Source organism: Gimesia maris, assembly GCF_008298035.1.
Taxonomy (GTDB): domain Bacteria; phylum Planctomycetota; class Planctomycetia; order Planctomycetales; family Planctomycetaceae; genus Gimesia; species Gimesia maris.
In genome coordinates this window covers 2,763,292-2,776,358 of record NZ_CP042910.1, presented here as the reverse complement: position 1 = coordinate 2,776,358, position 13,067 = coordinate 2,763,292, and the positions used below count along the sequence as shown (strand labels likewise).

11 protein-coding genes are annotated in these 13,067 nt (G+C 50.2%); all 11 read right to left on the bottom strand.

Annotation, left to right across the window (positions count from 1 at the left end; all coding sequences use genetic code 11):
• Positions 1 to 28 precede the first annotated feature (28 nt).
• Entirely contained in the window at positions 29 to 1,405 is a 1,377-nt protein-coding gene (locus GmarT_RS10250) for a FliI/YscN family ATPase (protein WP_002649053.1), read from the bottom strand.
• An 8-nt stretch (positions 1,406 to 1,413) separates the two neighbouring features.
• Positions 1,414 to 2,133 carry a FliH/SctL family protein gene (locus GmarT_RS10245; RefSeq protein WP_002649054.1) on the bottom strand — a complete coding sequence of 240 codons (720 nt, stop codon included), beginning with the start codon at positions 2,131 to 2,133 and terminating at the stop codon, positions 1,414 to 1,416.
• Positions 2,134 to 2,201: 68 nt separating this feature from the next.
• The gene (gene fliG, locus GmarT_RS10240; RefSeq protein WP_002649055.1) at positions 2,202 to 3,197 is read right to left on the bottom strand and encodes a flagellar motor switch protein FliG; all 996 of its coding nucleotides are present in this window, start codon (positions 3,195 to 3,197) and stop codon (positions 2,202 to 2,204) included.
• 52 nt (positions 3,198 to 3,249) lie between these two features.
• A complete protein-coding gene (locus tag GmarT_RS10235; RefSeq protein ID WP_002649056.1) occupies positions 3,250 to 4,866 on the bottom strand; it encodes a flagellar M-ring protein FliF in 1,617 nt (538 codons plus the stop codon).
• A gap of 64 nt (positions 4,867 to 4,930) precedes the next feature.
• The gene (fliE, locus tag GmarT_RS10230) at positions 4,931 to 5,245 is read right to left on the bottom strand and encodes a flagellar hook-basal body complex protein FliE (protein WP_002649057.1); all 315 of its coding nucleotides are present in this window, start codon (positions 5,243 to 5,245) and stop codon (positions 4,931 to 4,933) included.
• 54 nt (positions 5,246 to 5,299) lie between these two features.
• Positions 5,300 to 5,713, bottom strand: a complete 414-nt coding sequence (gene flgC, locus GmarT_RS10225; protein WP_002649058.1) for a flagellar basal body rod protein FlgC — start codon at positions 5,711 to 5,713, stop codon at positions 5,300 to 5,302.
• A gap of 51 nt (positions 5,714 to 5,764) precedes the next feature.
• Positions 5,765 to 6,229 (bottom strand): flagellar basal body rod protein FlgB, encoded by a 465-nt coding sequence (locus GmarT_RS10220; protein WP_002649059.1) that lies wholly within the window; start codon positions 6,227 to 6,229, stop codon positions 5,765 to 5,767.
• Between the two features lie 37 nt (positions 6,230 to 6,266).
• On the bottom strand, positions 6,267 to 7,715 hold the full coding sequence (locus tag GmarT_RS10215; RefSeq protein WP_002649060.1) for a sigma-54-dependent transcriptional regulator: 1,449 nt from the start codon (positions 7,713 to 7,715) through the stop codon (positions 6,267 to 6,269).
• 59 nt (positions 7,716 to 7,774) lie between these two features.
• Entirely contained in the window at positions 7,775 to 8,227 is a 453-nt protein-coding gene (locus tag GmarT_RS10210; RefSeq protein WP_149302620.1) for a flagellar export chaperone FlgN, read from the bottom strand.
• Positions 8,228 to 8,294: 67 nt separating this feature from the next.
• On the bottom strand, positions 8,295 to 10,898 hold the full coding sequence (locus tag GmarT_RS10205; protein WP_002649062.1) for a tetratricopeptide repeat protein: 2,604 nt from the start codon (positions 10,896 to 10,898) through the stop codon (positions 8,295 to 8,297).
• A gap of 333 nt (positions 10,899 to 11,231) precedes the next feature.
• Positions 11,232 to 13,016 (bottom strand): peptidoglycan D,D-transpeptidase FtsI family protein, encoded by a 1,785-nt coding sequence (locus tag GmarT_RS10200; protein WP_002649063.1) that lies wholly within the window; start codon positions 13,014 to 13,016, stop codon positions 11,232 to 11,234.
• Positions 13,017 to 13,067: the final 51 nt, after the last annotated feature.

Sequence of the window (13,067 nt, the reverse complement as noted above, 5' to 3'; positions counted from 1 at the left end):
TTCGTTAATTGCTATTCAACTTTTCAAGTTAACCGGTCGTTTGTGCGGTTTGATCGGTCGCAGCGATCTGACCCGCCTCCGAAGCTTTCATCGGTTTAAGCTGCTGCATCCGGGCAACCAGATTAGTGAGCCCTTCTGAAGCGGTATGGAAATCAGAGTCTTCTGTATTTCCCTGTTTCAGATACTCATTCCAGAGCGGCCTCATCTTGATTGCCAGATCGACTTCCGGATTTGAACCCGCCTGGTAAGCGCCGATTGAGATCAGATCTTCTGACTGCTGGTAGGCGGCCATGAGTTTCTTGATTTGAGCGACTGACTGCTGGTGCTCAGCTGATGTAATGTCATTCATCGAACGGCTGATACTCTGCAGCACATCTATTGCAGGCCAATGGGATTCATGTGCCAGTTTCCGCGAAAGCATGATATGACCGTCCAGAATTCCCCGCACGGTATCAGAAATCGGCTCGTTCGCATCGTCGGCTTCAACCAGAACGGTATAGAACCCGGTGATGCTGCCAGATTCAGTCCGACCACTCCGTTCCAGCAGCTTAGGCAGGAGGGAAAACACGCTGGGTGGATAGCCTCGAGTCGCCGGCGGCTCTCCTGCAGCCAGACCAATTTCCCGCTGTGCCAGCGCATAGCGGGTTACACTGTCCATCATCAGCAGGACATCTTTGCCACAGTCACGAAAGAATTCCGAAACCGCGGTCGCCAGATGAGCGGCCCGCAAGCGAATCAGCGCAGGTTCATCACTTGTCGCAACGATCACGACACTGCGTTCCAGCCCTTCCGATCCTAAATCACGATCCAGAAACTCGCGTACTTCACGACCACGTTCCCCGACCAGACAAACCACATTAATATCAGCGGAACTCTGACGCGCCATCTGCCCCATCAGGGTACTTTTACCAACACCACTTCCGGCGAAAATCCCGAGTCGCTGCCCTTTTCCACACGTTAACAGTCCATCAATGGTGCGGATACCGGTGCTCAAGGGGGAATCAATACGGGGGCGATTCAAAGGGGAAATCGGTTTGGCTTTTAAATTGGCTCGATGAGAAAGCATTGCCTGGTTCTTACCATCAATACAGCGACCGCGACCATCCAGAACTCTCCCCAGGATCCCCTGCCCTACAGCAACCGCAGGCACCGATTGAATCAGACTGACGCGGTCTCCACGTCGGATCCCCGCCAGATCTTCATAAGGCAGCAACAGAGTTTCTTCATTCTGGAAACCAACGACTTCCGCTTCGACTGCCGAACCATTCTCCCGATCAATGGCACAGACGGATCCCAGCGGTGCCGGAAAGCCGGAAACCGATGCAGTCAACCCGACCACACGTGTGACTCTCCCTGTCAGGCGAAAGGGTAGAATCTGTTTAATCTGTTGAGAAACATCGAACATGGAAGAGGCTAGTCCTGAGTCTGGATAATCAGCTCCTGGAAAATACGATCCAGTTGTACTTCGATTCTGGCGTCGATTGTTCCATGCTGTGTTTCGATAATACATCCCCCCGGGGAGATCGATTCATCTTCAATAATTTCACAGGTCTGACATCCCGTCAGATTCGTGATAAAACTCTGTGCATTCTTTCCCAGATGGACGACATCCGTCGGATTCATCTGGAACCGGATATGCTGAGTTCCCGATGCCAGCTTGAGCGCTTCACTCATCATGGGTTTCACAGTATCGGGACGGGTCTTGATCTCATGCCTGACCATTTTTTCTGCAATCACCAGACACATTTTGACCGCGGCAGCATCCCACGTCTGCCTCCAGTTGACCTGCTCCTGCTGCAACCCTGCAACGGCTGCCTGCATCGCGGGGAAAACGGTACCCAGTTTTTCTTCTACCATCTGACTGGCCTGCGCTTCCGATCGGGCCTGAACCTGGGCTTCTACCTCGCGTAATGCCTCTTCCAGTCCCCGTTGCTTCCCTGCCTGATACGCTTCCTGCTTGATCTGTTCTGCTTCTGCTTGCGCATCGATAATCATCTGACGCGTCTGGTTACGCACATTGCTAATATAATCTTCACAGCGTTTTTCGATATCATTAAAGTTATAGGCGATTTTCGAACCCAGCGCGCGAAACGCATCCGCCTTTAACAATTTTGCTGTTTCCAGTTCCGCCATTTCTTTTACTTTATCAATCCTGTGATTATTCGTTCTGTTTGATTTTCACGACAAAAATCCGACATGCATCAGGTAATGTACTGTTCACTTTCATTTCCGGCAGCAACTTCAATTTCTCCGGCATCTTCCAGGCGTCTGACACTATCTACGATCTGCTGCTGAACTGCTTCCACATCGCTGACTTTGATAGGACCAAGATATTCCATTTCTTCACGCAGCATATCCGCTGCCCGCTGCGACAGGTTGCTGAGCACTTTCTGCTTGATCTCCTCGGAAGCCCCTTTCAAGGCAACCGCCCACTGATTGGTGTCCACTTCCTTCAACAGAGCCTGAATCGCTTTATTATCCAGTTTCACCAGATCATCAAAGACAAACATCAGGCGGCGAATTTCATCCGCCAGATCGGGAGTTTCCTGATCCATACTTTCCAGAATCCCTTTGTTAGTCATGCGGTCTGTCACGTTCAGAATCTCGGCAACCAGCTCGACTCCCCCCGCTTTTTCCATACCCTGGCTGAAAGTGTTTTTCATGCGATGCTCCAGGCTCTTCTCAACATCGCGGATCACTTCCGGACTGGTCTGCTCCATATTGGCAATGCGTTTGATCACATCCATCTGCTTATTGGAAGGCAGTCCGGCCAGCACTTCCGCCGCCATGTTACTGGGCAGGTGTGACATGATCATCGCGATCGTCTGGGGATGCTCTTCAATGATAAAGGTCAACAGGTTGTTCGCACCTGATTTCTGCAGGAAACCGAAGGGTACGGAGTTCATCGTCTGATTAATACTGTCCAGAATCGAGCCGGCACCTTCTTTTCCGAGAGACTGTTCGAGCAGTTCATTCACGGCCGCCAGACCGCCCCGCTCCATCGTGGTCTGCTCACCGCGCAAATTGGTAAATTCGGACAAGACGGTGGCCTGCTGCTCCTTGGAGACATCCTGCATCCGGGCAATCATCATCGTTACTTTTTCGACATCTTCTTTGGACATCAGACTGAGCACTTCAGCGGCGAGCGCTTTATCCAGGCTCAGTAACAAGACGGCGGCTTTTTGTAGTTCATCCATTTTTCAGCCTGCAAAACCAGTATTAAAATAACATCGAATCAGAAAAGCGAACTCAGGATTTTGAGTGGATCCATTTACTCAACACCATCGCAGCAACCTCCGGATTATCGCGAACCAGTAACTGAACCTCATCGCGCTGTGTCGGTTCTTTCTTAGGTTTTACCGATTCTTCTTCGGGAGTTGAGTCAACGGGTCTTTTCAGTGGCAGATCAATCTCTTCTGAATTGACCTCTTCCATTTGCGGCATACTCTTATTCAGCATCCATAAAGCCCAGATCGCGAATAACCCCAGACCAAGGGTACTGCCCCACTGGCTCACAAACTCGCCGACACTTTCGGTTAACGGCAAGGCGATTTCAGGGACTTCTGCATCAACGCGTACATAAGAAGCGACACTGACCGCATCTGTGGCAGACTGTGAAGGAATCAGCTTCTGGACGTGCTTTTGAATACTTGTTTCAACTTCGGTCTGAATGGCGGCAGTGGCCTGTTTGAAAGCGGCGATATCCGCTTCCGCTTCTCCTTTTTTGATTCCGCGTTTGAGAGCAACTGCAGAATAGTAATCCTCCGGGATGGAAACAGAAACCTGTACCGTGCTGGGCATGGCGGCGACAAACTCTTTTTCTGTCCAGGTAAATGACGGAGCTGTGGTGGCCTCATTATTCGTCTCTGTTACCTTCTCATTCTTTTCGTTCCCTCGCGCCACTGCCAGGGAGTTCGGCTGATTGGATCGAGCTCCCGGTTCTGCCCGGGTCGGTTTTTCCACGAGGCTGCGTTCGGTGGATTGCTCTTTTGACTGAAGTGTCACCGAACCGTCAGTACTGATTTCCTGTTTGCGTTCGACATACCGTTTCAGATTTTCGACGTCGACATTCACATTCACGATCACATCTGGAATATACGAGAGAGAATCGAGAATTTTATCCTGGTAGTTTTTGGTATGCTTATTGACCCAACTGATGAATTTACTGTCAAAGGCTTCGTTTTTGTCATCCGCGGTAAACGAAGTTCCCGTGGACTGATCGAAGACCGTTACCGAGTCCGTGGTCAGGTCGGGAACCATCGTTGAGACGGCAGCTCTCAGGCTGGTCACCAGAACCGGGGTCAACTCCCGTCCCGGTCGGGGTTTGACCATGACGGTCGCCGTCACTTCCGGGGTGGTATTATTCCAGCGCAACCGTTTTTTCGAACGGGCCCACATCACACTGGCATCCTCAATCGCCGGGATCGCGCGGATCATCCGACGCAACTGGTTTCCCAGCGCAATATCCCGCATGACCTGCAGCTGGTCCTTACTCACAAACATGCTCGATTTTTCAAACTGCTCCTGCCATTCCGAAGCCCAGTCGGTCGGAAGTCCGCCGCCTTCAATCAGCGCGGCATTATAGCGGGGTACTTCATTCTGAGGGACCATAATTCGCTGTCCCTTTCTTGAGAAATCGGTCAACCCGGCACGCAACAGAACTTCTTCGGCATGAATGACCTCTTCGGTCGTAAAATCTTTACCCAGGGAGAGTGAAACGTAGCTCGATTGACTGTCCCGAAAAAAGAGGAAGCCAAAAGCCAGCATCATCAGCAGGGGGACAGACAGCAAAATCGCACGCTGGCTGCCAGACATTGTTTGAAACAGGTTTGAGAACTGCTGATATATTTTTTTTATCGTATCCATACCGGGTGACCAATCGACGAATCCGTGTCAAAATGGTGAAAGTACTGCCTGATTTGCCTGGGTTTTACATTTGCATCTTCTGGATCTCGTTGTAAGCCTCCAGAAGTTTATTTCGCATTTGAACCATCATTCTCAGAGCCAGATCTGCCTTCTTGATCGAGGAAAAGACTTCGGCCTGAGTAATATCTTCTCCCAGGAGCCCCGCCTGAATCGCCTGCTCCGATTGAAGCTGTAACTGATTGGCACTGTCCAGAGACTGTAACATCATATTCTGAAATGAAGGGGCGCCGGCTGGCGTGCCAGCCCCTGCATCTTTGAGCCCCGCCGGTGAAAGACCGGGCAGTAATGAGTTACCGATATGACTGATGGAACTGGTCATACTGTTCCCTTCCCTGAGATCAGATGATGATTGAAATCTCTATATATCTAAGATTTATGCTAAAATCCGCAACGACGTACTAAACATTTCCTTAGTGATATCCAGAGCCGAAATATTGGCTTCATAGGCTCGCCCTGCTTCCAGTGCATTGACGAATTCGGTCACCAGATCAATGTTAGGATAGGTAACATTCCCATCCTGATCCGCATGGCGGTGGCCGGGATCATAGGTTTTTCTTAACGGTGTGTCTGTATCAATTTCAACATGATATTTTACCCCGGTTCCGGACGCATTCTGGTCCAGACTTTCCGTGTCCGCCTGGAAGGTAACCATTCGGCGATAAAAGGGTTCTTCACCACTTGCGGGATCGTGTGATACATTCACTGCAGCAATATTCCCCGCAATCGTGTTCATCCGTTGCCGCTGGGCGACCAGGGCACTGGTACTGATATCAATTCCTTTTAACATCCGCTGCTCCTTTCAAATTTTCTGATGGGTCCTGTTCGCTCAGTCTGAATCTCAGGCGCGTTCTGAAATGACTGTTAACAACTGATTCATCTGCGCCATCATGACTTCCACAGCGAACTGCTGCATCATGGAGTTTTTGGTCATCTGCGTCATTTGTGATTCAATACTTCGATTATTATCATCCTGAAACGTCAGGTTCTGAGGAGTTGCTTCCCGTGCCTGAAACAGGCTGCGCGGGAACAACTCCTGCAGTTGTGCTTCGACAGATTTCGTCGCTTCCAGAGTGACAGGCATCGCCAGAGTCTGCTGCGACACCGGATCAGTCAGGTTTTCCTTCAACTGCACCGCATCACGTAAAGCCTGCTGAAATTCCTGAACTGGAAGATCTCGCATCTTGTATGAGGGGGTATCGATATTCGCAATATTACCTGCCAGGACATCCTGTCGACGCTCTGCAAACGCCGCCATTTTTTCCAGTAATGGTAATGCATTCGAATTTAAAACCTGATCTAACATACTCTCACCTGCCTGGTTAAAAGAACAAAACCCGCGGTCAGGCAGCACGCCTGACCGAAAAAGTCCGTTTGGAATCCGGGCCTCCCCGAGGTGGATACCCATAGGATCTGAGTTTGCCGGAAAGCGTTCTCAACCCGATATCCAGAATCTGAGCCGTACTTTCCCGGTTGCCTCCGCAGCGTGCAAACGTGCTTTCAATCAGTTTCTGTTCCATTTCACGCAGCGTCATCCCTGTCAGGGAATCCACATTGGAAATCGATTCTGACCCGATCCAGGGCAATAAACTGGCGGCATCCAGGCGCGGCCCGTTATCAACACGATTCACATGTTGAATCAGATTTCGCAGTTCCTGGAGATCCCCGCTCCAGTCATGTTTCTTCAACAGTTCCAGACCATCCAGCGTCAACAGTTTTGGAACCGTTCCTTCAGTGTTCGCCACTTCGCTTAACAGGTTTTCTGTCAGCAGGGCGAGATCTTCTTTCCGATCATTCAAACGCGGAACCGACAAACTGGACGTAGACAGAATGCCGGCCAGTTTTCGCTTGAACTGATTCTGCGTCGACAATTCATGCAGCGAGAGATGGCTCAGAGAGATAATGCGGCAGTTCAATTTTTTCTGCTGACTGTCTTCCGGCGAACGATACTCGCTGCTCTCCAGAATTTTCAGCAGCGCCGCCTGTACGGGCAATGAAGTCAAATGGACCTGGTCAAGCACCAGTGTGCCGCCTGCCGCCTGTTCGAACTGACCTGGATTCCAGACCGGTTCATCTGAGTAACTGCCTGTTTCATTTGAAAAATAACCGATCAGTTCCCGTTCAACATTTTCAATGGTCAACGTACTACAGTTGACTCTGATGAGCGGCTGATAGTTCAGGAACATGGAGTCATGAATGATTTCTGCCACCACAGACAACTCAGATCCGACTCCCCCCTGAACCAGTACGGGAGTTCGCAAATGCACCAGGTCTGCAATCCGGTCTCTTAATGTCTGGATTGCCTGGCTGTATCCGATCAGCCGCCGACTGGAACGCAGGTTTAATTCAGAAATCAACTCAGTACATTTATGGGACAGTCGCGAGTACTTGATCGCGGAATCCAGGAGCCGACTGATATGATCCAGCGAGTCGTTTGTACGCAGTTCCGCAAACGGCGCCATCGTTTCATGTGATGCAGTACGGGAAGGCTTCAGACAGGCCTGCTGCAGTTCATGCGTCAGCAGGGGATAGTACAGCACCGGGATCAGATTCTGCTCGGGCACGGAATCGACGGCAAACATGAACTCGGTAATCGACCGTTGATCCAGGAGTACACAGATATCGGCATCCGGTCGCCGGGATTTTGGAGTGAAATTCATTTCGGTCAAGGGAATGACCGTATAACCCAGGTTCGAAAACTGCGTGCAGACTTCCAGTCTACGGATGCGATCCTCTGAAATCACCTGGATCAGGCCGCGTGATGTTGAACTGTGTAACAAACTATGATTCATTATTAAAACCCGCTTTAATCAAAGGGAATACTTCTAATCTTTTCTGTAATCTGTCATTCTCACTGATCTATATTCAGATGCCGATGGGTCGAAGGTGCCAGGCTGTCACGATAGGCTTCCCCGACTTTTGCCCCCTGGTTTAGCGACTGGATCTGCTGCTTTGTTCGATCCCGTCGATCGACCATGGACTGTGTACTGGTATCCTCATTCTTCAGCAGCTGTGCCAGCACCGCTTCAGAATCACTCAAAATCTGCTCACACGCGGCGCGTTGTTCGGGGGGTAACTGGTCCCTGTCCTGCTGCCACTGCTCCCAGAGTCGAGGCAACTGTTTCGTGTATTGATCCAACTGCCCCAGTAACCTCTGTTTTTTTCCTAACACGTCCAGCAAACTGGAATAATCATCATCCTTGATCAGTTCCTGCTGTTGCAGCGACAGGGTTAACAGTGCCCGGGAATACTCCAGGCGTACTGCAAACAGTTTGGGATAATCAATCATATTTGTCGAAGTCATATCAATTACATCATGATTCAGGTTTAACGATGAGGAACAGATTCTGTCCCCTGGTAATTTCTCAGTTTCAGGCACCATTCACTGGCGGCAGGGCGCTGGTTCGACTGTCAGAATCACGAAACTCGCGCGACCAGTCCAGCCAGCGATTCCATTCTTCTCGTCCCAGGTTCGTCGCTCCGGACTCGAACACACTGTCAGGCATCTGTTTCAAAATTATTTTGGCCTGTTCCAGCATGCTTTTAGCTTCATTTTTTTTCCCTAATGCTTCGTAACAGCCCGACATCTTCATATACGCAATCAACACTTCCGTACATTGCGGGTACCGGTTTACGGCATCGTGATACGATTTAATTGCCTCGGCGTACTCTTCCGTCAGATACAAGATGTGCGCTTTTCCAAAACAGCTCGACTTGAGTAACTGCTTTCCCAGTGCATCAAGTCTGTCTCGATTTTCCAACTGACGCAGATCCCGATTCAGATATTGAAGTTGTGTCAGAGCCTGATTCAAATAGCCAAACTGCTTCCGTTTTAATTCCTGTCGGGCGTTGTCTGTCCTGGCTTCCTTCATCTCCCGGAGTGGTTGATCTGACAGATTCTGTAAAGACCGGGCCAGCAGATAGCGTGCTTCCGATATTTTTTCTGATTCTGGATAACGTTTGACATATTCGGTCAGACGTCGTGTGGCCTCTTCATAATAACGATTCTGCCTCGAACCTGTGATCTGTCCTTCCGGCGCATCTTCTGCGGTCTCGCTCTGTTTTTCTGACTCGGCAATTTTTCCCTGGTGAAAATTCAACTTACCCAGCGAAAACAATGCATCCCCCCACTGTTTTGCTTTGGGGGTTAACTGGCTCGACTCCAGAATCTCTTTCCATACGGCTTGAGCCTGATCAAGTTCATTCTTTTCCAGATAAACAATCCCCAGTAAATACTGGGCCTCAAAGGCAGAGACATCGGTCGGGTAATTTGTCATCACTCGTTCGAAGTGGTTAATCGCTTCATCAAGCCGATCCAGCTCCAGTAAAATCTCACCTCGCTGAACGAGAGCCTGCGGCATTTGCTTTTCCGGATTCGTATTGATGAACCGTGTCAGCACTTTGAGCGCGGTTTCGAAATCCAGACCTTTTTGAAAGTGATCTGCGGAGATGGCAAGAATATCTCCATATCGATCCGAAGTCGTCAATCGACGGGCGAGTTCAAAATAGGCACGCCCGCTCTGCTTCCAGTGTTCATTCAATTCGCCTCTAAGAGACTCCTGCTCTGTGACAGTTGCTTCTTCATAGCGGCGTTGCAGATATTCCGCCCAGCGACGATTGGCATTCGCAGCCAGTTCCTTCGACTGGACTTCCGGCAGCAAAGGAGGCAGATAATCAGAGAGTTGAATCGCCGCATTGAAGTAGGTCACGTCATCTTTGATCCGGTCTTCATCCACCCAGTCGTTCCATGCATTCAGAACATATGTCTTCACGCTCTGCAGACTGATCCAGCGATTGCGGAATTCATCCGGACTGTGAATGGACCGCAACGCAGTCCGATAAGCAATCAGGGATTCTTCGGTACGACCATTTTTCCGTAGTAATTCAGCCAGACGCAGAAATGCCGCCAGGCCTTCCTGCGTTCCGGCATAGCGATGAGTTGTCTGTTCAAAAAAATCAATGGCACCATCAGCATCACCAAGCGACTCGGCACACACTCCCATCAGGTAGGAAGCCTGCCTGGAAAATTTACGCTCCAGCCCCAGATTGTCTTTGACCGGCGCCAGAATCGTTAATGCTTCCTTGTAATTCCCTTCCGCCATCAGAGTTTGTGCCTGAAACACCAGTGTCACCTGATTCACAGACTCCTGCTGCTTGACCCGGTCCAGTACCTCCTGTGCCTCAGTATTCTTGCCTTGCGCCAGGAAAATCTGTGCACGCTGCAAATACAATCGATCCCGCATCTCAGGATCCAGATCTTCCAGTTGCAGACACTCTGAATTCAAATCAAATGCCTGCTTTAACTCAGACGGTTCTTTGTGATCGAGATAAATGTCCGTCAGCGACATGGATGCATTTAACTTATTTTCTGCAAACGTACTGACAGCTTCTTCCAGCAGCGGGCGCGACTTTTGAATGGAACCTGACTTGTAGAGACTGGTACCAAGTGCATAGCACCATTCTGGACGATGTTCCTGATCAATGGCCCTGCGTTCTGCTTCTCTCAGATAACGGCTGGCGATCAGATACTGGTGATCCTGAGCTTCCCCATGCAGTTCTTCCGCATTCTGGAAAGCAACAACACCAAAAATAAAGTACAAAGCACCCGGGAAATCCGGATCCAGATATTCCTGTTTTTTCAGTGCATAAGCCAGTTCAAGTGCCTCGGACCGTGTTTTGGTATCTGTCGATGACCCCAGAATCTGCAGTGCTTCTGCCAGTGTTTCTTTCGGAGTCTTTTCCGGTTCACCAGAGAGAGACATCAGATATCCACCCAGCAGAAGAAGTACAGGCACGATACCCGCCAGAATCTTCCAACGCGATTTGACAAAGCCTGTGACACGAGCGCGCAATGCAACCGAATCAGAGGCAGCAGACTCGATATCTGCATCTCCGGATTTTTTTTCAGGTGGGTCCTGCACGGCGACGTTCGCTGACTCATCTGATTCTGGTTGTGCTTTTGTTTCTTTGGCCATGACTGCGCTACCTGTGATGAAACCGGCTCGTCCTCAACAGGGACGCGTAACCTGATTCGATATCAGCAGGTGATTGAGGGGATGGAAAATGGAAGTAATCAGCAGAATTGTTGAAATGAATTGTAGTATTCCACAAAGGGAAGAAATCCGCTTCGCAGAAATAATCTGAGAGTGTTGTGATGGTTCAGGAATTGAATAGGAGAGAGGTGTAACTTGAGTATTAATACAAAAAAAAGCGAATTTTTGTCAATATTGATTCAAGTCAGCCCCAGAAAACTGGGCAGTGAGCAGCTCCTGTTTCCTGCAAATCACAAAACAGGTAAACTGACGAATTCAGCGAAGCGCATTTCGCAATCGTTGTGCCGTCCGTTCCGGAGGCGTCTCACTGGAATGATCAAAGGGAACCCGCTGATACATCAATGTCTGCTTCAGGATTTCTGCGGCAGGAGGCCCGGCTATCGTTCCCCCATAATGGTTCTCGCCCACAGAAGGTTCATTCACCACAACCAGCACAAGAACACGTGGATCATGTGCCGGGGCACCACAAATAAAAGAACTGACATGTAACTCGGAAGAATACTTACCTGTTTTCGGATCGGGCTTTTGGGCGGTTCCGGTCTTCCCAAACACCACATACTCCTCAAGCTGAGCTTTCCTCCCGGTCCCTCGTGTTACCGTTTCCACCATAGGAACCTGAACCAGCCAGTCAGCGACTTCCGGAGAAACAATCGGTGTGGAAACAAGGGGGCGTACCTGATCTGACTCTTCTTCAGAACGGGGAAAGTAATTATGATCAATCTGATCACGGATCAAACGCGGATTCAACAATTTCCCCTGATTCGCCAGAGCCACATGTCCAGTAATCAGTTGCACCGGCGTGACAGCGATTTCCTGGCCCATCGGTACTGAACCCGTCGAATAGATATTCCAGCGTTTTAAGGGTCTGACTATCCCTCCCAGTTCACCGGGCAGCTGGATACCGGTCTTCTGCCCAAAACCGAACGCCGTCACTGCCTCATACAGTCCCGGATTGGTCAGTTTCTCTCCAATTTTCGCCATACCAATGTTGCTCGACTTTACGAGCACATCCGTCACGCTCAACAGCCCGTAACTGTGATGATCGTGCAACAGTCGCTTTCCCATACGGTATTCGCCATGCTCACAATCAAATTCATCCTCGGTTTGAATCAATCCCTTTTCGAGCGCCGCTGCGACAATAAACGGCTTGAGTGTGGAACCAGGCTCATAGATCGAAGCAATCGCTGTATTTTTCCAGGCAGATTCATCAATCCCCTCAGGATGATTCAGATCGAAAGTCGGAACCGATGCCATCGCCAGGACTTCACAGGTTTTGACATCCATTACGATCGCACAGGCACTTTTGGGCTTCCACTCTTCGACAATGGACTGGAGTTGCCGTTCCGTGTAGAGCTGAATAATGGAATCCAGCGTCACCACCAGCGTCTCCCCGTTTCTGGCCGCGACGCGGGAGTCATTGCGTACTTCAATCACGCGGCCATGCGCATCGCGAATCAGAAAACGATAACCGTCCTGACCACAAATCAGATGGTCAAATGCTTCTTCCAGCCCCCCCTGACCTTTCCCATCAATATCCCGCAGTCCGAGAGCATGTGCTGCTAAAGCACCTTGTGGGTACTGTCTGCGGTATTCCTGCCGAAACCCCCAGACAGCATCTGAGAGACCCAATGCCCGGATCGCTGACAGTTCCTGATCAGAGAGACGCCGTTTGACCCACAGGAACAGTTTGTCCTGGTTTTCATTTAACCGTTTGCGAAACGCAGCCGCATCCAGTTGCAGAATGTCGCAGATCCGGTCGACTTTCTTCTTATTTTCCAGGCGCTGGGGAACAACATACAGGCTGTTACTGACAATGGTCGTTGCCAGCAGTCGACCGTTCCGATCAAGAATGTCTCCTGGTCGCGCGGGAATTTTTTCTTTATAGACCTGCTGTCGAGCCACAACCCGGGCAAACTGTCGATGTCCAATGTATTGCAGATAGACCAGCCGCCCCGAAATCACCAGCCAGGCCAGCACCACCACCAGAACCAGGCTCCAGGTGCGCCAGCTGTTTCGCAGATTCGATGGTACCAAATTCAAGAATTGCTTCTCCCGCAGAACTGCCTGCTGCTGATCACCGCCCGACGACAG

Bases quoted from the DNA above. Each gene is read 5' to 3' on its own strand.
- GmarT_RS10250 (WP_002649053.1), bottom strand. From the start codon at position 1,405: ATGTTCGATGTTTCTCAACAGATTAAACAGATTCTACCCTTTCGCCTG.
- GmarT_RS10245 (WP_002649054.1), bottom strand. From the start codon at position 2,133: ATGGCGGAACTGGAAACAGCAAAATTGTTAAAGGCGGATGCGTTTCGC.
- fliG (WP_002649055.1), bottom strand. From the start codon at position 3,197: ATGGATGAACTACAAAAAGCCGCCGTCTTGTTACTGAGCCTGGATAAA.
- GmarT_RS10235 (WP_002649056.1), bottom strand. From the start codon at position 4,866: ATGGATACGATAAAAAAAATATATCAGCAGTTCTCAAACCTGTTTCAA.
- fliE (WP_002649057.1), bottom strand. From the start codon at position 5,245: ATGACCAGTTCCATCAGTCATATCGGTAACTCATTACTGCCCGGTCTT.
- flgC (WP_002649058.1), bottom strand. From the start codon at position 5,713: ATGTTAAAAGGAATTGATATCAGTACCAGTGCCCTGGTCGCCCAGCGG.
- GmarT_RS10220 (WP_002649059.1), bottom strand. From the start codon at position 6,229: ATGTTAGATCAGGTTTTAAATTCGAATGCATTACCATTACTGGAAAAA.
- GmarT_RS10215 (WP_002649060.1), bottom strand. From the start codon at position 7,715: ATGAATCATAGTTTGTTACACAGTTCAACATCACGCGGCCTGATCCAG.
- GmarT_RS10210 (WP_149302620.1), bottom strand. From the start codon at position 8,227: ATGACTTCGACAAATATGATTGATTATCCCAAACTGTTTGCAGTACGC.
- GmarT_RS10205 (WP_002649062.1), bottom strand. From the start codon at position 10,898: ATGGCCAAAGAAACAAAAGCACAACCAGAATCAGATGAGTCAGCGAAC.